Annotated in this window: 20 protein-coding genes, 1 tRNA gene and 1 pseudogene; 16 read left to right on the top strand and 6 right to left on the bottom strand. The window is 72.6% G+C overall.

The window, feature by feature from the left end; genetic code table 11:
• Positions 1–12: 12 nt before the first annotated feature.
• Together ACGFYN_RS42155 and ACGFYN_RS42150 are read left to right on the top strand one after the other, a co-directional pair.
• Positions 13–948: an NAD(P)-dependent oxidoreductase gene (locus ACGFYN_RS42155; protein WP_393871314.1), complete on the top strand. Its 936-nt coding sequence runs from the start codon at positions 13–15 to the stop codon at positions 946–948.
• Positions 949–974: 26 nt separating this feature from the next.
• Entirely contained in the window at positions 975–2,129 is a 1,155-nt protein-coding gene (locus ACGFYN_RS42150; RefSeq protein ID WP_393871313.1) for an iron-containing alcohol dehydrogenase family protein, read from the top strand.
• Positions 2,130–2,244: 115 nt separating this feature from the next.
• On the opposite strand, the gene ACGFYN_RS42145 is transcribed toward ACGFYN_RS42150, so the two are convergent.
• On the bottom strand, positions 2,245–2,388 hold the full coding sequence (locus ACGFYN_RS42145; RefSeq protein ID WP_393871312.1) for a hypothetical protein: 144 nt from the start codon (positions 2,386–2,388) through the stop codon (positions 2,245–2,247).
• A 172-nt stretch (positions 2,389–2,560) separates the two neighbouring features.
• Here ACGFYN_RS42145 and ACGFYN_RS42140 point away from each other — a divergent pair, with 172 nt between their 5' ends.
• Positions 2,561–3,184: a TOPRIM nucleotidyl transferase/hydrolase domain-containing protein gene (locus tag ACGFYN_RS42140; RefSeq protein ID WP_393871311.1), complete on the top strand. Its 624-nt coding sequence runs from the start codon at positions 2,561–2,563 to the stop codon at positions 3,182–3,184.
• Between the two features lie 6 nt (positions 3,185–3,190).
• Here ACGFYN_RS42140 and ACGFYN_RS42135 read toward each other — a convergent pair whose 3' ends face one another.
• Positions 3,191–3,667: an SRPBCC family protein gene (locus ACGFYN_RS42135; protein ID WP_393871310.1), complete on the bottom strand. Its 477-nt coding sequence runs from the start codon at positions 3,665–3,667 to the stop codon at positions 3,191–3,193.
• A 278-nt stretch (positions 3,668–3,945) separates the two neighbouring features.
• Here ACGFYN_RS42135 and ACGFYN_RS42130 point away from each other — a divergent pair, with 278 nt between their 5' ends.
• The 3 genes from ACGFYN_RS42130 to ACGFYN_RS42120 are packed head-to-tail and all read left to right on the top strand — an operon-like array spanning position 3,946 to position 6,324.
• The gene (locus ACGFYN_RS42130) at positions 3,946–4,272 is read left to right on the top strand and encodes a DUF3040 domain-containing protein (protein ID WP_393871309.1); all 327 of its coding nucleotides are present in this window, start codon (positions 3,946–3,948) and stop codon (positions 4,270–4,272) included.
• 28 nt (positions 4,273–4,300) lie between these two features.
• A complete protein-coding gene (locus ACGFYN_RS42125; protein ID WP_393871308.1) occupies positions 4,301–4,756 on the top strand; it encodes a hypothetical protein in 456 nt (151 codons plus the stop codon).
• Between the two features lie 38 nt (positions 4,757–4,794).
• Positions 4,795–6,324, top strand: coding sequence for an FAD-dependent oxidoreductase (locus ACGFYN_RS42120; RefSeq protein WP_393871307.1), 1,530 nt, complete (start codon positions 4,795–4,797; stop codon positions 6,322–6,324).
• Positions 6,325–6,390: 66 nt separating this feature from the next.
• Here the strand turns inward: ACGFYN_RS42120 and ACGFYN_RS42115 are convergent, their stop codons facing one another.
• Positions 6,391–8,544, bottom strand: coding sequence for a SpoIIE family protein phosphatase (locus ACGFYN_RS42115; protein WP_393871306.1), 2,154 nt, complete (start codon positions 8,542–8,544; stop codon positions 6,391–6,393).
• A gap of 186 nt (positions 8,545–8,730) precedes the next feature.
• Here ACGFYN_RS42115 and ACGFYN_RS42110 point away from each other — a divergent pair, with 186 nt between their 5' ends.
• The 7 genes from ACGFYN_RS42110 to ACGFYN_RS42080 all read left to right on the top strand — a co-directional run bounded on the left by ACGFYN_RS42110 (position 8,731) and on the right by ACGFYN_RS42080 (position 14,853).
• The gene (locus tag ACGFYN_RS42110; protein ID WP_393871305.1) at positions 8,731–9,264 is read left to right on the top strand and encodes a cysteine hydrolase family protein; all 534 of its coding nucleotides are present in this window, start codon (positions 8,731–8,733) and stop codon (positions 9,262–9,264) included.
• Between the two features lie 150 nt (positions 9,265–9,414).
• On the top strand, positions 9,415–10,605 hold the full coding sequence (locus ACGFYN_RS42105; protein ID WP_393871304.1) for an aromatic acid exporter family protein: 1,191 nt from the start codon (positions 9,415–9,417) through the stop codon (positions 10,603–10,605).
• A 127-nt stretch (positions 10,606–10,732) separates the two neighbouring features.
• Positions 10,733–10,909 carry a hypothetical protein gene (locus tag ACGFYN_RS42100; RefSeq protein ID WP_393871303.1) on the top strand — a complete coding sequence of 59 codons (177 nt, stop codon included), beginning with the start codon at positions 10,733–10,735 and terminating at the stop codon, positions 10,907–10,909.
• Positions 10,910–11,168: 259 nt separating this feature from the next.
• The gene (locus ACGFYN_RS42095; RefSeq protein ID WP_393871302.1) at positions 11,169–12,011 is read left to right on the top strand and encodes a GAF and ANTAR domain-containing protein; all 843 of its coding nucleotides are present in this window, start codon (positions 11,169–11,171) and stop codon (positions 12,009–12,011) included.
• A gap of 159 nt (positions 12,012–12,170) precedes the next feature.
• Positions 12,171–12,398: a hypothetical protein gene (locus ACGFYN_RS42090; RefSeq protein WP_393871301.1), complete on the top strand. Its 228-nt coding sequence runs from the start codon at positions 12,171–12,173 to the stop codon at positions 12,396–12,398.
• 85 nt (positions 12,399–12,483) lie between these two features.
• The gene (locus tag ACGFYN_RS42085) at positions 12,484–14,265 is read left to right on the top strand and encodes a glycoside hydrolase family 15 protein (protein WP_393871300.1); all 1,782 of its coding nucleotides are present in this window, start codon (positions 12,484–12,486) and stop codon (positions 14,263–14,265) included.
• Positions 14,266–14,469: 204 nt separating this feature from the next.
• On the top strand, positions 14,470–14,853 hold the full coding sequence (locus ACGFYN_RS42080; RefSeq protein WP_393871299.1) for a hypothetical protein: 384 nt from the start codon (positions 14,470–14,472) through the stop codon (positions 14,851–14,853).
• Between the two features lie 68 nt (positions 14,854–14,921).
• Here ACGFYN_RS42080 and ACGFYN_RS42075 read toward each other — a convergent pair whose 3' ends face one another.
• Entirely contained in the window at positions 14,922–15,455 is a 534-nt protein-coding gene (locus ACGFYN_RS42075; RefSeq protein ID WP_393871298.1) for a MarR family winged helix-turn-helix transcriptional regulator, read from the bottom strand.
• 49 nt (positions 15,456–15,504) lie between these two features.
• Positions 15,505–15,870, bottom strand: coding sequence for a hypothetical protein (locus ACGFYN_RS42070; RefSeq protein ID WP_393871297.1), 366 nt, complete (start codon positions 15,868–15,870; stop codon positions 15,505–15,507).
• Between the two features lie 243 nt (positions 15,871–16,113).
• Between ACGFYN_RS42070 and selA the strand changes: the two genes are divergently transcribed.
• Positions 16,114–17,490: an L-seryl-tRNA(Sec) selenium transferase gene (gene selA / locus ACGFYN_RS42065; RefSeq protein ID WP_393871296.1), complete on the top strand. Its 1,377-nt coding sequence runs from the start codon at positions 16,114–16,116 to the stop codon at positions 17,488–17,490.
• Positions 17,491–17,502: 12 nt separating this feature from the next.
• Positions 17,503–19,197: pseudogene (locus ACGFYN_RS42060) on the top strand (GTP-binding protein); the annotation flags it as partial.
• Between the two features lie 83 nt (positions 19,198–19,280).
• Here ACGFYN_RS42060 and ACGFYN_RS42055 read toward each other — a convergent pair.
• Positions 19,281–19,373 (bottom strand) — tRNA-Sec (locus ACGFYN_RS42055).
• A gap of 34 nt (positions 19,374–19,407) precedes the next feature.
• Here ACGFYN_RS42055 and selD point away from each other — a divergent pair.
• Positions 19,408–20,427: a selenide, water dikinase SelD gene (selD, locus tag ACGFYN_RS42050; protein WP_393871295.1), complete on the top strand. Its 1,020-nt coding sequence runs from the start codon at positions 19,408–19,410 to the stop codon at positions 20,425–20,427.
• Positions 20,428–20,450: the final 23 nt, after the last annotated feature.

The raw sequence follows: 20,450 nt of genomic DNA, 5'->3' as shown, positions 1-20,450 counted from the left end.
GCGAGGACTTTGATGAGGATCGGTTTCATCGGCCTGGGCAACATGGGACGTCACATGGCCCGCCACCTGATCCACGCGGGACACCTGGTCACCGTGTACGACACCCGGCCCGAGGCCGGCGTTGAACATCTCGCGCTCGGCGCCCACTGGGCGGACTCACCCGCCGAGTGCGCCAGGAACGCGGAGTTGCTGATCACGATGCTGCCCAACCCGCGTGTCGTCGAGGACGTCCTGCTGCGGGGCGGGGCGGCCGGGGCGCTGCCACAGGGCGCCCTGTGGATCGACATGTCGACGTCCACCCCGGCCGCGGCCGACCGTGTGGCTGCCGAGGTGCTGGACGCCCGCGGTGTGCGCCGTCTCGACGCGCCGGTCAGCGGCATGGCCCGGGGTGCCGACGCCGGCATGCTGCAGATATTCGTCGGCGGAGCCGACGACGACTTCCGCATCGCCCTGCCCGTCTTCGAGGCGATGGGCGATCCGGACCGGATCCTGCATGTCGGGCCGCTCGGCGCGGGCTACACCGTCAAGCTCATGATCAACCTGCTCTGGTTCAGCCACCTGGTCGCGTCCGCGGAGGTACTGGCCATGGGCGTGAAGGCGGGCGTCGACCTGGGGGTGCTGCGCAGTTCGCTGCTGGCCAGCCCGGCCGCCTCCCACTTCCTGGAGAACGACATCCTGTGCGTGCTCGCCGACGGCGACTACGACGACTCGTTCGCCATGGCGCTCGCCTGCAAGGACTTGGGCCTGGCCGTCGACCTCGGCCGCGACCTGGGCGTCGCCACGGAGCTCTCCGCCCTGGTCGAGCAGATCTACCGCCGCTCCAAGGCCCAACACGGCGAGCTGTCAGGCGAGATGAGCCCGGTCCGGCTCTACGAGTCCCTCGCCGGACGGGAGTTCCGGCTGCCCAACCCGGCCGCGGCGCTGGACGACGCGGCGCTCACGGTCTGACGCCCAACTTCTCAGGAGCCGCACCCATGAACCCCCTCTCTCCCTTGAGCATCGACGGCATCTGCCGCGTCGAGTTCGGCCCCGGCCGTATCGACCAGCTCCCCGTACTGATCGCGGCCACCGGGCACGCGCGGGCCTTCGTCGTCACCGACCGCGGACTGCGCGCGGCGGGTGTCGCCGAACGCGTCCTGAAGACCCTGGACGCCGCGGGCATCGAGTACACGGTGTACGACGAGGTGGCTCCCAACCCGTCCACCGGCAACGTCGACGCGGGCGCGGCACGGGCCCGCGCGTTCGGTCCGGCCGCGGTCGTCGCGCTCGGCGGCGGTTCGGTGCTGGACGCGGCGAAGGGCATCTCCCTGCTCGTCGGCAACCCCGACGCGGTGGCCGCCGACGCCGACCACCTGTGGGACGCGGCGGACGGGCTGCCGCTCGTCGCGATCCCCACGACCTCCGGAACCGGCGCCGAGACCAACGGCTTCGGAGTCATCGAGGACGCCGAGGCCCACCGCAAGGTCTACCTCGGGCACCCCTCGGTGCGGCCGCAAGTGGCCCTGTTGGACCCGGAGTTGACCCTCGGACTACCCGCTCCTGCCACGGCCGCGACCGGCATCGACGCACTGGTGCACGGCATCGAGTCGCTCGCCTCGCGCGGTGCGAATCCCTTCTCCGTCGGCTACGCCACGCAGGCCGTGACATTGGTGAGCCGTGCGCTGCCGCGCGCGTACCGGGAAGGCTCGGACCTCGACGCCCGTGCCGAGCTCATGATGGGCGCGCATCTGGCCGGGCAGGCCCTCACCCTCTCCGGCCTCGGCCTCGTCCACGGCGTCGGTCACGCCCTCACGGCGCACACCGGCACTCCGCACGGAGTCGCCCTGGCCGCCGTACTGGAAGAGGTGATGGAGTTCAGCGCACCTGCGGCCCAGGACGCGTACGAGCAGGCCGGCCGGGCCATGCGCCTCGACCCGCCCGCCGACGGCGACTGGTCCCGCGCCACCGTGGCCGCCGTACGGGAGACCTCGGCCGCCCTGGACATCAAGCGCCCGCTGCGCGACCTGGGCGCCGACCGCGCGATGCTCACCTCCATCGCGGCGGGCGCGGTCGCGGACGCGGTGACCAAGAACGCGCCGCGTATTCCGGACGAGGCGCAGGTGCGGGAGATCCTTGAGCGGACGTACTGAGACGCGGACGCGCTGACGGCCCAACAGCCGGACGGTGACGAACTCGTCGTCGCCGCCCGGCTGTTGGGTGGTGGTTGGGCTCCGGCTCTGGGGCCGTTCGGCTTCCAGTCCTCGGTTACAGCAGGCCGATGTTGGTGAGCGGGAAGTTCCAGTCGCTGCTCTCGACGTCGCCACGGCCGTCGTGGGGCACGGCCGGTGCGGCGCACAGCATCAGACCGGCGACGGCAGCGGCCAGGACGGCGACGACTCGACGCTTCACGGTTCCTCCTCGACGACGACAATCCCGACCAGCCTCCGCCGAGCCGACCGCCCCACCCGCCCGGACACGCCGCCCGGCCTGCGGATTCAGCCGCCCGGTGGGGTGCGGCGTCGCGCAGCGGGCAGCGGAAAATGTCTGGCGTGCAGACGGGCCGGGAGTGGAGACTCGTCGCATGTCTGACATGGGGTCGTTCCGGGAGGCGGTCATCTCCTGGGCGGCCGGTGGATCCGGCGACCCCGCGCGCGTCCTGGCCGCGCAGCTTCCGGTCCGGGCGGCCGTACTGCTGGAAGGCCCCAGCGATGTCGCGGCGGTCGACGCGCTGGCCGCGCAGCGCGGCCGGGACCTGGCGGACGAAGGGGTGTGCGTCCTGCCGATGGGCGGTGCCATGAGCGTCGGACGTTTCGTCCGCCTCCTCGGACCGACCGGCCTCGGCCTCCGCCTCCGCCTCACGGGACTGTGCGACGAACGGGAGCGTCCCTACTACGCCCGCGCCCTCGATGGGGAGAACGCGGCGCGCCAGGGGTTCTACGTCTGTGCGGCGGACCTGGAGGACGAGCTGATCCGCGCGCTGGGCGTGACGCGGGTGAAGGAACTCGTCCGGGCAGAAGGCGACGAACGTGCCCTGCAGACCTTCCTGCGCCAGCCGGCCCAGCAAGGCCGCACCGCGCACCAGCAGTTGAGGCGTTTCCTCGGCACGAAGAAGGGCCGCAAGATCCACTACGGCCGCGTCCTCGTCGAGGCGCTCGACGCCGACCGGGTACCCGCGCCACTGGACGGTCTGCTCGCCGGCGTGTGACCTCTGTCAGAGGGTCGTGCCGGGGTCCTCCGGGCGGATGCGGCCGCGCCAGCCGGCGGTGTCGCCGCCCTCGCCCTCTACGTAGTCCTTGAATCGGCGCATGTCCCCCTTCACCCGCCGGTCGATCAGACCCAGCGCGTCCGCGCTCTTCTCGGCGAGGCCGCTGGTCTCGACCTCCATCGTGAGTTCCACGCGGGTGCGCGTGTCGTCCAGTCGCTCGAACCGGACCGATCCGCTCTGTCGCGTGTCGCCGCCGACTGACCGCCAGGTGATCCGGTCGTTCGGCAGCTGGTCCACGATCTCCGTGTCGAACTCGCGCCGCACGCCACCGATGCTGGTGGTCCAGTGGTTGTGACGGTCGTCGAGCTGCCTGACCTCGTCGACACCCTCCATGAAGTTCGGGAACTGCTCGAACTGAGTCCACTGGTTGTACGCCATCCGCAGCGGAATCTCGACGTCCACCGCTTCCTTGACCGTGCTCATCGGTGCCTCCTCGTCGGCTCCTTCGTCGGGGGCCGGCCGCGCCGGACGTACCGGCTCCCTTGCTCGTGCGCGCTCCGAGTACCCGGGAAGCCGACCCGAAGACTGCTCGTTCGCAACGGCGGGCCGTCCGGCCGGAATGTGGCAGGCGGCAGGCGTCGCACGGCCGTTCCGGGGAACTCGATATGACATCACCGGGCGCTGTGGGCCCCCCGCGCCGTACAAGGCGAGGCGGGCGATGTCGTCCGGTGTCGCGGGCCCGGTGGAATGAGGTGCTGATCGTGAACGACCGTAACGAACCCAACGACATCGTGCTGTCACGGCACGAGAGGCTTGCCCTGCGGCACATCGAGGCCGAACTCAGTGGCGACAGACGCCTCGCCCGGCAAATGGGCCGGACGCGCCCCCCACGTCCGCGGCGCCGGCTGGTGCTGACGGTGGTGATCCTCACGTGCGCCTCGCTCCTCCTCGCCGTCATGGGGATCCGCACCTCGGACCCGGCCGTCATATGGGGCTTCGCCGCGCTGTGGCCTTTCACCCTGCTCCAGGCGTTCCGGCTGCTGTGCCGGCTGAGCAGTTCCGGAGACCGCGTCACTTCATGGCTGTGAACTCGGCGGAGAGGTCCGGGAGTTCACCGTGTGCGGGGCGCTGCGGGCACTGCTGCGCCGCGCCGGCGACGGCGAACGCCTCTTCGTGTACTGGCGGGCCCGTGCCTGGCACGACGTGCACGCGGACGACCTCAGCGCCTACCTCCACGAGCGCACCGGCATCCATCTGACCGCCAAGGACTTCCGCACCTGGCATGCCACCGTCCTCGCGGCCGTGGCGCTCGCCGTGGCGGAGCCCGTCACAGCGGAGTCCCGCACCGCCCGTAAGCGCGCCGAGACCCGCACCGTCCGCGAGGTGGCCCGCTGTCTGGGGAACACGCCGGCGGTCTGCCGGTCCTCGTACATCAATCCCAGGGTCATCGAACTCTTCGAGGAGGGCCGGACCATCGCGCCGGCCCTGGGCCGTCTGGGCGCGGGCTCCAGCCTCGGCGGACCGGCGACGCAAGGTCCGATCGAAGAGGCCCTGCTGCGGCTTCTGGCGTAGCTCCGCGTGCATCGCCGCGAGTCGGGCACTCGGCGCCCATGAACGCTGAGACGAGGATCCAGGGATCGTACTGGCTCGAGACCGCGCCGCAGGGCGAGCCCGCACCGCGGCCGTCCGGGGACGTCACCGTCGACGTCGCCGTCATCGGCGGCGGGATCGCGGGGCTGAGCACGGCTTGGGAGCTGGTCCGGCAGGGGCGTGAGGTGGCCGTGCTCGAGGCGGGCCGGATCGCCGCCGGAGTCACCGGACACACCACGGCCAAGCTCAGCGCTCAGCACACGCTGGTCTACGACCACCTGCGCCGCACCCGCGGCCCCGAGGGGGCGCGGCTCTACGCCCGCTCGCAGACGGCGGCGATCGAGCACGCCGCCGAGATCGTCGAAGAGCTCGGCATCGAGTGTGAGTGGGAGGAGGCGGCCGCCTTCACCTATGCCGAGGACCGCCGGCGCGTGGGACAACTGCGCGCGGAGGCGGAGGCGGCGCGCGACGCGGGCCTGCCGGCCGATTTCGTCACGGAGTCGGAGCTGCCCTTCCCGATCGCCGGCGCGGTCCGGGTGACGGACCAGGCCCAGTTCCATCCGTGCAAGTATCTGCTGGCTCTCGCGGAGGATCTGCGCCGCCGTGGCGGTGCCGTGTACGAGGGCACGCGCGTCGTCGGCCTCTCCGAGGGCGAGCCCTGTGTACTGAAGACCGACGCGGGCGTGACGGTGCGCGCCGACGAGGTGGTCGTCGCCACGCACTACCCCATCTTCGACCGGGCCCTTCTCTTCACCCGGCTCTCCCCGCGCCGCGAGCTGGTCGTGGCCGGGACCATCGACGAGGAGCTCGCGCCGCGCGGCATGTACATCACGCCGGAGCAGTCCACCCGCTCGGTGCGCAGCGCGCCGTTCCGGGACGGCAAGCGTCTGCTCGTCGTCACCGGCGAGCACATCACCCCCGGGACCGCGGACGTGGAGAAGCACTTCGCCCGGCTGTCCGGCTGGGCCGCCGACCGGTTCCAGGGGTTCAAGATGACCCACCGCTGGGCCACCCAGGACAACGACTCCACCGACTCCGTGCCCCTCGTCGGACCGATGCGCGCCGGCAGCCGGCACACGTACGTGGCCACGGGGTTCGGCGGCTGGGGACTCAGTGGCGGCATCATGGCGGGCCGTCTGATCAGTGATCTCGTCAACGGCCGCGAGGTCGAGTGGGCCGGGCTCTACGATCCGCGCCGCCTGGGCACGGTGGTCCGGGAGGGGACGACGTTCCTGAAGAACCAGGCCAAGGTGGCCCGGCACTTCGTCGGCGACCGCCTGGCGTCCGTGACGGGACCCACCTCGCCTCAGGACATCGCCCCCGGCGACGGCGCCGTGGTGCGGGTGGGCGCGCGGCAGTGCGCCGTCCACCGGGACGAGAGCGGCTCGCTCCACGCGGTCTCGGCCTGCTGCACCCACCTCGGCTGCCTGGTGGCGTTCAACCGTGCCGAACAGGCGTGGGAGTGCCCGTGCCACGGCTCCCGGTTCGCGCCGGACGGCAGCATTCTGCAGGGGCCCGCCGTACGGCCGCTGGAGCAGCGGGACATCTGAACGCCGAGGCGCGGACGCTCCCTTTGCCGGGTCCGGGTCTCGGGCCCGGTGCCCTCATGTGAACCTTCATGTGCCGGACCCGTCCGACGCCGTGACGTGGAGGATCAGCAGAGCCAGGTCGTCGGCGCAGTCGGAGGCGTGACGGATCAGGGTGTCGGCCAGGGCGTCCGGGTCCGCGGGGTCGGTGCGGGCGACCAGCTCGGCGAGCGCGGCGACGGCGTCGTCGAGGTCGACGCCGGGACGTTCGACGAGTCCGTCCGTGTAGAGCACGAGGACGCAGCCGGGGTGCAGCGGGAACTCGACGGCCGCGTAGTCGGCCTCGCTCTCGATGCCGAGAAGCAGTCCAGGAGGTGCGCGCAGCACGTCGGTGCGGCCGTCGGCGTGCCGCAGGACGGCGGGGGGATGTCCGGCACTCGACAGACAGGCCGCCTGGCGGGCGAGGTCCAGATGGACGTAGAGGCAGCTGGCGAACCGGCCCGCGTCGAGGTCGACGAGCAGCCGGTTCGTCCTGCCCAGGACGTCACCCGGGGAGGCTCCGGCGGCGGCGTGACCGTGCACGGCGGTGCGGACCTGGCCCATGAGTGCCGCCGCGTCGATGTCGTGTCCCTGGACGTCGCCGATCGCGGCGGCGACGGTGCTGTCGGTCAGGCGGATGAGGTCGTAGAAGTCGCCGCCCACCTCCACCCCGTGCCCGGCCGGCTGATAGCGGGCGGTGACCCGCAGCCCTGGCAGGGAGGGCAGATGCCGGGGCAGCAGGGCGGCCTGGAGCTGGTGGGCCACGGCGAACTGGGTGTCGTAGAGGCGCCCTCGTTCGAGGGCCTGGCCGACGAGGCCGGCCAGCGCCATGAGAGCCGCGCGTTCGGGGGGCGCGAAGTGCTGGGCGCGGTCGTAGGCGAGGACGAGCGATCCTACGGCCCGGCCGGAGGCGATCAGCGGCAGGAATGCCCAGGACACCTTGTCGTCCAGCCGGACGGCGCCGGGATAGGACTGCCGGAGTTCGTCGAAGCCCGCGAAGAACTGGGGGCTGCCGCTCTCCATCACGCGCACGACAGGGGTGTCGGTCGTGAGCGGGAGGTTGTCGAAGCGTTCCATGAGCTCGGCGTCGTAACCGCGGTGGCCGAGGATGCGCAGCCTGCCCTCGCGCGGTGCGTTGACGGCCATGGCCGTCGCGCCGAGGGCCGGCATGAGCTGGTCGGCGGCCTGGTCCACCACGTCCTGCACGCCGACGGCCTCGGTGAGCGTCGCGGCCAGGTGCATCAGGTGGTAGAGGAACCCGGCCCGGCTCGGCCCGCCGGCGGCGGGGCCGACCGGCCCGGCGATGCCGGCGGAGGAGATTGCGGAGCCCGGCGACAGTTCGTCACGCGGGTCGCCGCGGGTGATCCGCACGCTCATGCCGGACGCGTCCGGGTACAGGGCGAAGGCCAGAGGTGTGTCCGGTGGGCGCACCGCCCTGAAGGTGGTGGGCCGCTCGCTCACCACAGCCGCCCGGTAATGGTCCTCGATCTCGGCGACGTCCATCCATGGCAGTGCCTCCCAGGGCAGTGCGCCCAGCAGGGCGTCCGCGTCGGCTCCGAGCAGCTGTGCCGCTTCGGGCGTGACGAAGGTGAACCGGCCGGCGTCGTCGAGGGCGCACGCCCCTCCCGGCAGCCGGGCGATGAACGCCGTGGCCTCGCCTCCCGCGGCCGGCACGGCACGGGCCCGCGACGGGTGGGGCAGGATTCGCGGTGTGCCAGGCGGGCGCAGACTGTCGCGGGCACCCGTATCGTGCAGCAGCCGGCCCAGCCGCCGGCAGCCTGCGTCGATGACCGCTTGCTCAGCACCACTCAGGCGCGCCGGGTGCGCGGCCGGCCACAGCAGGACGAGACCACCGACGACCGAGTTCCGGGCTGTCAGAGGGGAGGCCGCCAGCCCGAAGGCGTACGGCAGCACCAGGGACGTACGCGGATAGCGGCGGGCCATCTCCTCCATGTCGCCGACCCAGACCAGGCGCCCGGCCCGTACGGCGTCCGCCACCGGGACCGCGTCGGCCAGCCCCACCCTGGTCCAGGGAACGGCCATCTCGCGGGGCGTACCGGTCAGCGCCACCAGCCACAGGGCGTCACCGTCCTTCGGCAGGACGTAGAGCAGGCCGCGGGACGCACCGCAGTCCCGGACGACGTCCAGCAGCAGGGTGTCGACCGGCTCCGGTGCGACATCCGTCGTGGCCTGGTTGTGGCTCACAACGCCTCCTGGCGCACTGAGGTGGGCTTCACCTTCCGGAGTCGCCGAGTTCCCAGGGAGTCCGGATGAAAGCACAGGGACGACGCGCCCCTCACCCCTCACCGTTAGCTTCGCTTCTGAGCCGGGTACTCGCCAACGCGCCCTCTCGCGTTCTCAGGACCACCGCAACGCTCCGCTGGAGGCACGGTGCACGCACTCATCGTGATCGACATGATCAACACCTACGATCACGAGGACGCCGAGCTCCTCGTGCCCTCCGCCGAGCGCGTGGTGCCCGTCGTGGCCGACCTGATCGACCGGGCCCGCAACGCGGAGGTGCCGATCATCTACGCGAACGACAACTTCGGGTCGTGGCGCTCCCACCAGGGGGAGATCGTGGACCAGGCGCTGGCCACGCCGCACGGCGGCCTCGTCCAGCCGCTGCGGCCGGACGACGAGTCGCTCTTCGTGCTCAAGGCCCGGCACTCCGTCTTCTACGAGACGCCGATGTCCTATCTCCTGTGGCGCCTGGGCGTCGATCACGTGGTGCTCAGTGGTCAGGTGACCGAGCAGTGCGTTCTCTACTCCGCCCTGGACGCGCACATCCGCCACCTCGACGTCACGGTCCCCAAGGACGCCGTCGCCTCGATCCACCCCCGTCTCGGGTCCGCCGCCCTGGAAATGATGGAACGCAACATGGGCGCCCGTATCGTCGAAGCGAAGGAAATCGACTTCACCTAGCGTCAATGGTCTTGTACGGGGCTGGAGCCCGGCGGCGGTGCCCCTCCCGGTGAGACACCTCCTGCGGCTGATTTTCCTTTGCTTTTGGCCCCTCGGCCCGGGGAACCCGGCCCCTTTGCACGGAGCGGAGATTGCGGGGCGGGAATCGTAGTGACATGGACGTCGGACGCGAATCGGGCCGCGGCCACGAGGTTGTCGGGGGCGGCACGGGCCGTCCAGCGTGCGTGGCAAGGACCTGGCAGGGAACGCGACCTCGCCGCGCAGGCGCTGAAGGCCGCCCTTGCGGCCTGGCTGTCCTGGGCGGTGGTCGGCTGGTGGCTCCAGGCCCCCATGGCCTACATGGCGCCCTGGGTGGCGATCCTGCTCGTCGAGTCGACCGTCTACCAGTCCGTCGCCCATGCGCTGCAGCAGCTGGCGGCGATCGCGGCCGGGACCATCATGGCCACCGGCCTGATCCTGCTGATGCACAACAGGATCGGCGCCATGGGCCTCGTCCTTCCCCTGGTCGTGCTCCTCAGCTCGTGGTCACGCCTCGGCCGGCAGGGGATCTACACGGCCACCGGCGCCCTCTTCGTCCTCACCGACACACAGGTCAGCCTGACGGCGTCCGGGTTCCGGATCGCCGAGGCCGCCTTCGGAGCGGTGGTCGGCATCGGAGTCAACGCGCTGATCCGCCCGCCCGTCTACCTGCGGAACGCCCGGAACTCACTGAGCGAAGCCGCCCAGGAGATGGCCGGCATCCTCGAGGCACCGGCCCGGTCCCTGGTCGACGGGCAGTGGGGCGAGGACGAGGCGAACGGCTGGCACCAGCGGGCCCTGCATCTCAAGCACCTGGTCGAGGAGTGCCGGTCGGCCGTCGGCTGGAGCAGGGAAAGCCTCTGGGGCAACGTGCGCGGCCGCACCCTCGCCCAGTCGCTCCCGGGCAAGGACGACGGAGAAGTGATGGTGGTGCTGGAGTACGCCGCCGTGCACACCACGGAACTCACCCGCACCCTGCTCGAGGCGGCCACCGAGGACCGGCAGGAACGGTGGTCCGGGCTGCCCCTGATCCGCGCGTACGCCGACTTCCTGACCCGGGCGGCGGAGCTGATGCGGCTCTACGCGGACAGCGGCTTCGGCGCGGAGGACCAGGACGCTCTGAACCAGGCCGCCGAGAAGCTGCGTGCCACAGTGGACGGTCTCCACGAGCAGATGCCGGCCACCGTGCGGGCCGAGCCCCAGGATGCCTCGGCCTACGGCGCCCTGCTGCTGCAGGCGCAGCGGCTGGCCGGGCACCTCGAATCGTCGGCCCGGCAGGGACCGGCCCACGGCGCGCGTGACACGGCCGGGGTGGATTCATGACACCGTTTTGCGTTCAGGGGTACGGGAACCCGGTCGGCACGACAACAAGACCCTGGCGCCGTTCGATGCGGCGCACCTCAGCCCGGTGCGGCTGACTGCTTTTGCGGTAGAGAGAAGTTGAAGCGCCATGACCCCGCGCACCATGAAGAAGCGAGCCCTGCTCGTCTCGGAGACCGGCTGGGCGAAGTCCCGCCATCTCCACGAGAAGGGCATCCGCACCTGTGTCGCCCCCGTCGAGGACCTCAGCGCCTCGCCCGCGGCACACACGAGCGCCGAGTGGAACATCGTCAGGGGCGAGCCCTGACCCGTCCGTGCCACGCGATGACGTGTCCCCGTCGGGACAAGGCGTCGGGCCACGGCCGGATCACATGCCAACGACAGGTATTCGGTCATCGGCGCACGTGAGGAGCTTCTCGTGCCAGGCGCCCGCAACAATCACGCGACCGCGTCGGGACGGTCGACGTCGCGACACCCGAACACCGTGAGGACTTCCCCGACAACCGGTCGGGGAGCCAGGTGGATCTTCTCCGCCGACGGTGCCGGAAGTGGCGGGGGGACTCACGGTGCGGCCTGACGTCCCTGAGTACCCGTCCGGCGGCGGCGAGCCGTCCGAGCCGGAGGACCGGCTGCGCGTCTCCCAGACCTTGGCGGCCGCGGCAAAGGGCCTCGATCCCCCAGACGTGCCCAAGGCGCTGTGCCGCGCCTGCGTGGCACTGCTGCCCGTCAGCGGCGCCTCCGTGTCGATCTCCGGCGGCGCGACCGTACAGGCCACCTGGTGTGCCAGCGATCCGACCGCGGCGCGACTGTCGGAAGCGCAGTACACGCTTGGGGAGGGCCCCCGCCAGTCCGCGCTCCGGCAGGCCGCGGCCGTGCTGGCCGCCGACCTCACCGAGGCCCCGGACTCCGGCCGCTGGCCCGTGTTCGCCCACGACGCCGTCGCGCTGGGCGTGCGGGCGGTTTTCTCGGTGCCGCTCGGAGTGGGCGGTGCTGCGGTCGGCACCCTCGACCTCTACCGCCGCACGCCCGGCGGGCTGTCGGAGCGCGATCTGCGGATCGCGCTGTGGGCACGGGACGCCGTCACCTTCGCCCTCGTCGACCTGCATGCCGGGTCCGACGCGGCCGAACAGGCCGGGGAGGAAGGCGTAGCGTCGTGGATGGAGGCTTCCGAAGCCGGCCACGGTGAGGTCTACCAAGCGGTCGGCATGGTGATGGTGCAGTTGAGCCTGGCCCCCGAACAGGCCCTGGACCGGATGCGAGCGCGGGCTTTCGTCCAGGGCCGGACGGTAACCGAGGTGGCCCGGGACGTCCTCGCCCGCAGGCTCCGGTTCGCGTCCGAGCGGGACGGCGGCCGCGCCGACTCAGGCCGACGGGCCGCCGGTGACGACGGACGAGAGGACAACCGGTGATGAACCGGGAACAGCGGCTCGCCGAGGCTCTCGTCGGGGCCGGCCGACGCGGTTGGCGTCATGGTCGTCGGCGCGCGCGGAGAACTGGTCTGATGGCCGTCACCGACGACCGCGCCGCTCTGCTGCGACGCTTAGCTCCAGACCGACGAAGGCCCTTGTGTGGACTGCGACCGCAAGGGTGAGCGCATCGACGCGCCGGAGCTCGGCGACGGCGCCCATCGACGACCCCGGGTCGCCCCCTACGCCTGCGACCACGGCTTCCAGGCCGCCCATACCCTGCCCCTACGGGTGCGTCACCAGACGCTCGGCGCGGTCAACCTGTTGCTCGGCCGGCCCGGCAGTCTTGATGGCGGAGATTGTGGCCGGCACGCGCTGAAATTCGGGTGACGCGGCGGGCGGTGACGCCGGCGAGGTGTTCCGATCCGACTCGCGCCCCTGTTTCCACCGGTTGATCGTGGGAAGTCCGTGGCACATGGAGGACAGAACCGAGATGACGCCGGAGGCATCGAACGGGACCTGCCCGCCCTGGGCGCTGCGCGACTACGCCGTCCTGGCCGACGGCGAGCGCGGAGCCCTGGTGGATCCCAAGGGCAGGATCGTCTGGTTGTGCGCGCCGCGGTGGCACAGCGAGGCGCTGTTCTCCTCACTCGTCGGCGGCGACGGATACTTCGCGGTGGAGCCCACCGACCCTTGGCACGTGTGGGGCGGCGCCTACGAAGAGGGCACCCTCATCTGGGTCAGCCGGTGGGTGACCGCGGACTGCGTGATCGAGTGCCGCGACGCGCTCGCCATGCCCACCTCGCCTGACCGCCTGGTGCTGCTGCGCCGGATGCGGGTGCGCAAGGGCGAGGCGCGCCTGCGGATGCGTCTGGACCCGCGCCCCGGCTTCGGCGCGCACCGTGTGCGCGAGGCCCGAATGGAGGACGGGGTGTGGACCGCCGAGGCCGAGGGCCTGCGCCTCCGGCTCACGGGCGCGCCCGAGTCGAGGTGGGACCCGGACGAGGGGCTGCGCGGCGAGTTCCGGCTGCGCGAGGGCGAGGAGCACGATCTCGTGCTGGAGGTCACGACCGCACGGAACAACTCCCGGCTCGACGCGGAGGAGTCGTGGCGGGCGACCGAACAGGCCTGGGGTGACGCGGTGCCGGACTGCTCCGGCCTGGTCGCACCCCGCGACGCCCGCCACGCGTACGCCGTGCTGCGGGGACTGACCAGCTCCACGGGCGGCATGGTGGCCGCCGCCACGACCTCGCTGCCGGAGCGGGCGAACGCCGGGCGCAACTACGACTACCGCTTCGCCTGGCTGCGTGACCAGTGCTACGCCGGGCTGGCGGTCGCCGCGCACGGACCGCACCAACTCCTGGACAGCGCCGTGCGGTTCACCGCCGAGCGGATCCTCGCCGACGGCGACAGGACCCGGCCCGCCTACACCGTCACCGGCGACCCCGTGCCCGACGAGCGCGCCCTGGACCTGCCCGGCTACCCCGGCGGCAGCGACCGGGTCGGCAACCACGCGGGGCGCCAGTTTCAGCTCGACACCTTCGGCGAGGCGCTCCAGCTCTTCACCGCCGCGGCCCATCACGACTGCCTCACCAAGGACGCGGCACGCGCCGCGATGGTCGCCGTGGACGCGGTGGAACGCAACTGGCAGCGCGACGACGCGGGCCTGTGGGAGCTGGAGAACCGGTGGTGGACGCATTCCCGGCTGTGCGTGGTGGGCGGACTGCAACGGATCGGCGCGGTGTTCCCCGGTCCGGACGGCCGTCGCTGCGCCGACCTCGCCGAGACGATCCTCGCCGAGACGCGCCGTCGGTGCCTGCACCCTGACGGGCAATGGCGCCGGGCCGCCGACGACGACGGCCCCGAGGCCGCGCTGCTGGTGACCATGGCCCGCGGCTGCCCCACCGCCGCCGATCCGAGCAGCCCGGCCACCCGCGCCTTCATCGAGGAGAAACTGGCGCAGGACGGCTACCTGTACCGCTTCGACCATCCGGACGGGCCGCTCGGCGAGGCCGAGGGCGCCTTCCTGTTGTGCGGGTTCGCCATGGCGCTGGCCACGCACCGGCTCGGTGACCGCGTCGGCGCCTTCCGCTGGTTCGAACGGACCCGGGCGGCATGCGGGCCGCCCGGGCTGTTCGCGGAGGAGTACGACGTACGTCAGCGCCAGCTGCGCGGCAACACCCCCCAGGCCTTCGTCCACGCCCTGCTGCTGGAGTGCGCGGCCCGCCTCAACGGGGGTTCGGCGCTGCCTTATTGAGCGCGCATGCGCTGCCGTATCGAGCGCACATGCTGCATGGTGCGCCTCGGCGTCGAAGACACCATGCGCGCCGCAGTCGTCGTCCCCGTCGCGGCTTTCGTCCCCCGCTCATGAGTCGTCCCAGGAGAATCGGGGAAGAACCTTTGTGTACAGGCCAAATAGGGCGCCGGATCCGCTTTCCTGCCATCATCGACGGGAGTCGGTATGTGGAAGCGCAAGAAGACCGCGAAGCCCAGGCCAGCCCTCCCCCTGGAGCTCTGCGACCTCTGTGGCCAGGTCTTCCCGGAGCAGGAGGCGGCCACCTGCCGCGTCCCCGACTCCTCCGCCGCAGACCCCGACCGCCACTGGTCGGACGGTCTGCGCCGCCTCACCGCGTGCAGTGAGGCCCATCTCGAGACGCTCCGGGAGCGCTATCTCAAGCGCCCCTACGTCGAGGAGGAGCTGTGGGCCGCGAAGATCGACCGTGTGCTGACCCACGGCCCCTCCGCCCTCCCCCTGGAGCAGCTCGCCTGCCGGACCGGGCTGCACGCTCCGGAGATCCGGCGCGCGGTCGCCTGGCACAACGACCACCGACCCCCGCATTCGTAGTCGAAGTCGTCGGGACACAAGCGGCTCCGCCGCCGGACCGGGCCCGAGGAGCGATCAGGCCGGCGAGTTCAGATGTGGCGCTCAGTCGTCCCGTTGACGATCCAGCCGCGTGGGTGCGCAACGGGGTCCTCGTCGGGGGCCGCGGGCTCTCCTCCGGCCGTGTTGAAGGCGTTGAGGGCCTCGATCAGCGCGAGCCGCTGCGTCGGGTCCAGCCGCGCGACGATCGACGCGATCTCGGTACGGCGCCTGCTCGTGACGTCCGCGACGGTGCGCCGTCCTTCGTCGGTTAGCTCCAGCAGGGTCTCCCGGCGGTTGCCGGGGTTGGTCTGGCGGTGGGCGAGCCCGGCCGCGATCAGCCGGTCCACCATCCGCATCGCCGTCGACGGTGCCACTTCCAGCAGTTCGGCCAAGGTGACCAGCTTGGTGGCACCGCGGAGGGACAGCACGACCAGCATGCGGAACTGCGGGAGTGTCACCCGCTCCTCGACCTCGGCGAGCGAGCGGGCGGAGACCGCCATCAGCAGACGGGAGGCGGTCAGTACCGCCCGGGTGACCGCATCGACGTCGTCCACCGCGCCCACGAGGTTGTCGCTCTTCGCCATGTTTCCTTTCTACCGTGCCGAGTTCGCCGCTCGCCGCGCCGAACGGGGATCACGCGGCCGCGGTGAACGCCACCGCGAGGGCGACGTCGGTGCGCGCGTGGACGACCAGCCGGGTTCCGCCGGCGTCGGCGCACGCCTCCAACTGCCGCCGCGCGGGGGCACTGTGGGTTGCCACGGACATCAGAACGCCGAGGCGGTTGCACATGCGGTGGGCGCTCAGCACCGCGCAGACGGCCGCAGGCCCGGTGGCCCGCTCGTCGAGGACGATGACGGCGGGCACCGGACGGTGCGCGCGGACCAGGTCTGCGATCTCCGTCGCGAGCGCCGCGTGCCGTTGGGCACCTGGATCACGGTGCACGTCGATGACGAGCACGCCGTGCTCGAACGTGTGCGAGAGCATCATGTCTGCGCCCATGGGCCGTGCCTTCCACGCGAGTACCCCGTCCCGACGCCGTAGAGCGGTCGGCTTCTCGGGCGGTGGCCGGATACAGGCTTCAGGGGTACCCGTCCGGCCTCGGGCGAAGCTTCTTTGTTCGAGCAAAGAGATGCGTGGTGAGGGCACCCGTCCGCTCCAGCGTGTCGGTCGATCGGTTGGGGGCACTGGGAGACGATGAACGTCCTCGGGCAGCCGGAGGCCGGCGGAAGAGACGGGAGCCGTATGGAGCCACGGAGCAGGTCGACGACGGGTGGCACGCGTCCCGGAGAAGCCTCGGGCTCCCCGTCGCCGTCCGCCCGGCGGGACGTCGACGTTCGACGGCTGATCCCGCGCACCGACGTCCTGCTCCGCGACCCCCGGCTGGCCGAGGCCACGCGCCGGCTCGGAGCGCCCGTCGTCAAGGCGGCGGTGCGGGAGGCGCAGCAGCACGCGCGTGCCGGCCGGCTCGCGCCGCAGGACGTGGCCGCCGAGGCGGTCGCCCTGCTGCCGGATTCCGCGTGCGGGCTGCGCGCGGTGATCAACGCCACCGGAGTCCTGCTGCACACCAATCTCGGCCGGGCCCCGCTGTCGGACGCGGCCCGCCGGGCGGTGGCCGAGGCCGCGGGCCCGACCGATGTGGAGTTCGACCTGGACACAGGCGTACGGGCCCGTCGCGGGCGTACGGCGCTACGGGCCCTGCGCGACCGGGTGCCGCCCGCGGGGGCCGTGCACGTCGTCAACAACGGCGCCGCCGCACTGGTCCTGGCGGCGACCGCGCTCGCGGCCGGCAAGGAGATCGTCGTCAGCCGCGGGGAGATGGTGGAGATCGGGGACGGTTTCCGGCTGCCGGATCTGCTGGTCTCCACGGGCGCGCGGCTGCGCGAGGTCGGCACCACCAACCGCACGACCGTCGACGACTACGCCGCGGCCGTCGGACCGGACACGGGCTTCGTGCTGAAGGTGCACCCGTCCAACTTCCTCATCACCGGCTTCACCCGTGCCGCGGACATCGCCGAACTGGCCCGGCTGGACGTCCCGGTCGTCGTCGACATCGGCTCCGGGCTGCTCGCGCCCCATCCGCTGCTCCCGGACGAGCCGGACGCCGAGACCCAACTGCGCGCGGGCGCCTCCCTGGTCACGGCGAGCGGCGACAAGCTGCTGGGCGGGCCGCAGTGCGGGCTCCTGCTGGGCGACGAAAATCTTGTCCGCGTCCTGGCCCGGCACCCCCTCGCCCGCGCCCTGCGCGTGGACAAGCTGACGCTGGCCGCACTGGAGGCCACCCTCGCCGGTCCACCCACCCCGACCGCCACGGGCCTGACCGTCGGCGCCGGCGCCCTGCGTGCCCGGGCCGACCGGATCGCCGCCTCCCTCGGCGCGGACGGGATCGACGTGCGCGTCGTCGACAGTGCCGCGACCGTCGGCGGCGGCGGTGCGCCCGGCGTGACGCTGCCGAGCGCCGCGCTGTCCCTGCCGGAGCGTCTCGCGGCCGCCCTGCGCACCGGTCGGGTCCCGGTCGTCGGCCGGCTGGAGGCCGGGCGCTGCCTGCTCGATCTGCGGGCCGTGCCGCCGGAGGACGACGAACGGCTGGGCGGCGCGGTGCGCGCCGCCGCGAAGAGCTAGGAGGCGGACGTCATGCGGGTGCTGGCCACCGCCGGGCACGTCGACCACGGCAAGTCGGCCCTGGTCCGGGCGCTGACCGGCATGGAACCGGACCGCTTCGAGGAGGAGCGGCGCCGGGGGCTCACCCTCGACCTCGGCTTCGTGTGGACGCGGCTCGGCGCGGACGGCGAGGACCTCGCCTTCGTGGACGTGCCCGGTCACGAGAAGTTCGTGGCGACCATGCTCGCCGGGGTCGGGCCCGTGCCGGCGGTGCTCTTCGCCGTCGCAGCCGACCAGGGCTGGCAGCCCCAGTCCGAGGAGCACCTGGCGATCCTCGACGCGCTCGGTGTGCGGCACGCCGTCCTCGCGGTGACCCGCAGCGATCTGGCGGACCCCGGTCCCGTCCTGGCGGACGCCGTCGAGCGGGCCGCCGCCACCTCGCTCGGTGCCGTGCCCGCCGTCGCGGTCAGCTCGGTGACCGGTGCCGGTCTCGACGAACTGCGCGCCGAGCTCAGGAAGTTGGCGGTCTCCCTGCCCGTCCCGCCCGCCGACGCCGACGTACGGCTGTGGCTGGACCGGGCCTTCACCGTGCGCGGGCACGGCACCGTGGTCACCGGCACGCTCGGCTCCGGCACCCTGCGCGTCGGGGACCGGCTGGTGACCGGGGACGGGACGACCGCCCTGCGAGTGCGCGGCCTGCAGTCGCTGCACGAGGACGTGGACGCCGTCAGCGGTGTGGCGCGCGTGGCCGTCAACGTGCACGGGACCAGCGCCGATGCCCTCCGGCGGGGAACCGTCCTGCTGACGCCCGAGCGCTGGCTGCGCACCGGGCTCGTGGACGTCCGGATCGTCGGGGAACCCGCGGCCGACCTGCCCCGGACCGCCACCCTGCACATCGGCACCGCCGCCGTGCCGGTGATCGTCCGCCCGCTGGGGGAGGACACGGCCCGGCTGACCCTGAGCCGGGAGCTGCCGCTGCGGGTCGGCGACCGCGCGGTGCTGCGCGAGCCGGGAGGCGGGCGGGTGCCCTGCGCCGCGACGGTGCTCGACGTCCGTCCGCCCCGGCTCGCCCGGCGCGGCGCCGGGCGAGCCCGGGCGGCGGAGCTCACCACCATGACCGGAACTCCGGACGGGGCGGCGGAGCTACGGCGGCGCGGGCTGATCCGGCGCTCGGAGCTGCTCGCGATGGGCGTTGCGGCGCCGTCCGCACCCGTCGCCGGGGACTGGCTGGCCGACCCCGCCCACTGGTCGCGGCTGGGCGAGCGCCTGGTCGACGAGGTGGAGCGGCACGCCAAGGAGCACGCCCTGGACCCCGGCCTGCCGACGGAGGCCGCCCGCCGCCTGCTGGGCCTGCCCGACCGGTCCCTGGTCGACGCACTCGCCGCGGCCACCCCTGAACTCCCCCTTCGGCAGGGCCGGTTGTACGGGGTCGAAAGCCTGCGTCCGTCCCTGCCGCCCGCCGTCGAGGCGGCCGTGGACGCCGTGCGCGGGGATCTGGCGAGGACGCCCTTCCGTGCTCCTGACGCCGACCGGCTCGCCGGGCTGCGGCTCGACCGCAAGGCGGTGGCCGCCGCGGAGGCCGCCGGAGCACTGCTGCGGGTCGCCGACGGGATCGTGCTGCTGCCGGGGGCCGATGCGCAGGCCGCCGCCCTGCTGGCCCGGCTGCCGCAGCCGTTCACGCTGAGCGAGGCCCGCAAGGCGCTGGACACCACCCGCCGGGTCGCCGTACCGCTGCTGGAGCATCTGGACGCGCGCGGGTACACGGAGCGCGTGGACGACCAGAGGCGGCGTTGCAGGCACGGGCCGGGGAGCGGAGGCGGACGGGAATCGAACCCGCCTGCCCGAGATCCTCGGGCACCTCGGTTTTGAAGACCGGGAGGGCCACCAGGCACCCACACGCCTCCACCGACCGCAAGGCTAGTTCCCCAGGAGACCGATGTGACACCGACGACCCGCCAAGAGGCCGTACGACTGACCCAGTTCGCGCACGGTGGCGGGTGCGCGTGCAAGATCCCGCCGGGAGAGCTGGAGGAGGTCGTCGGCGGTCTGACGGCTCCCTCGCTCACCGTGGCCGGCAGCTCGTTGCTGGTCGGCCTCGCCACCGGCGACGACGCGGCCGTCGTCACGCTGCCCGGGCAGGAGGGCACGGCCGTGGTGTCCACCGCGGACTTCTTCACGCCTGTCGTCGACGACCCCTACGACTGGGGGCGCATCGCCGCAGCCAACGCGCTGTCCGACGTGTACGCGATGGGCGGGCGGCCGCTCGTCGCCGTCAACCTACTCGCCTGGCCCCGCGACCGGCTGCCGTTCGCCCTGGCCCGCGAGGTGCTGCGCGGCGGACTCGACGTGGCCACCGAGGCGGGCTGCCACGTCGGCGGCGGTCACAGCGTCGACGACCCCGAGCCCAAGTACGGCATGGCCGTCACCGGCGTCGCCGATCCGGCGCGGCTGCTGCGCAACGACACCGGACGGGCCGGTCTGCCGCTGTCGCTGACCAAGCCACTGGGTCTGGGCGTGCTCAACAACCGGCACAAGGCCACCGGTGAGCGGTTCGAGCAGGCGATCGCCACGATGACGGCCCTGAACCGCGGGGCCTCCGCCGCGGCGCTGGCCGCCGGGGCGACCTGCGCCACCGACATCACCGGCTTCGGCCTCCTCGGCCATCTGCACAAACTGGCTCGCGCGTCCGGCGTGACGGCGGTGATCGACACGGCCGCAGTGCCCTACCTGGAGGGCGCCCGGGAGGCGGTCCGGGACGGGTATGTCAGCGGCGGCACCCGGCGCAACCTGGAATGGGTGGCGCCGTACACCGACTTCGGGGACACGGACGCCGATACGCGGCTGCTGCTGGCCGACGCGCAGACCTCCGGCGGGCTGCTGGTCGCCGGAGAGGTGCCGGGCGCGCCGGTCATCGGCGAACTGGCGCCCCTCGGCCCCCACTCGATCGTCCTCAGGTGATCGCGGGTCGCTCGACCGGGCTC

Origin of the sequence: Streptomyces sp. NPDC048419, assembly GCF_043200415.1 — a bacterium.
GTDB lineage: Bacteria > Actinomycetota > Actinomycetes > Streptomycetales > Streptomycetaceae > Streptomyces.
This window is presented reverse-complemented; position numbering and strand designations above follow the sequence as displayed.

Coding starts and splice junctions, on each gene's coding strand:
- ACGFYN_RS42155 (WP_393871314.1), top strand. CDS start 13: ATGAGGATCGGTTTCATCGGCCTGGGCAACATGGGACGTCACATGGCC.
- ACGFYN_RS42150 (WP_393871313.1), top strand. CDS start 975: ATGAACCCCCTCTCTCCCTTGAGCATCGACGGCATCTGCCGCGTCGAG.
- ACGFYN_RS42140 (WP_393871311.1), top strand. CDS start 2,561: ATGTCTGACATGGGGTCGTTCCGGGAGGCGGTCATCTCCTGGGCGGCC.
- ACGFYN_RS42135 (WP_393871310.1), bottom strand. CDS start 3,667: ATGAGCACGGTCAAGGAAGCGGTGGACGTCGAGATTCCGCTGCGGATG.
- ACGFYN_RS42120 (WP_393871307.1), top strand. CDS start 4,795: ATGAACGCTGAGACGAGGATCCAGGGATCGTACTGGCTCGAGACCGCG.
- ACGFYN_RS42100 (WP_393871303.1), top strand. CDS start 10,733: ATGACCCCGCGCACCATGAAGAAGCGAGCCCTGCTCGTCTCGGAGACC.
- ACGFYN_RS42085 (WP_393871300.1), top strand. CDS start 12,484: ATGGAGGACAGAACCGAGATGACGCCGGAGGCATCGAACGGGACCTGC.
- ACGFYN_RS42080 (WP_393871299.1), top strand. CDS start 14,470: ATGTGGAAGCGCAAGAAGACCGCGAAGCCCAGGCCAGCCCTCCCCCTG.
- ACGFYN_RS42075 (WP_393871298.1), bottom strand. CDS start 15,455: ATGGCGAAGAGCGACAACCTCGTGGGCGCGGTGGACGACGTCGATGCG.
- ACGFYN_RS42070 (WP_393871297.1), bottom strand. CDS start 15,870: ATGGGCGCAGACATGATGCTCTCGCACACGTTCGAGCACGGCGTGCTC.
- selA (WP_393871296.1), top strand. CDS start 16,114: ATGGAGCCACGGAGCAGGTCGACGACGGGTGGCACGCGTCCCGGAGAA.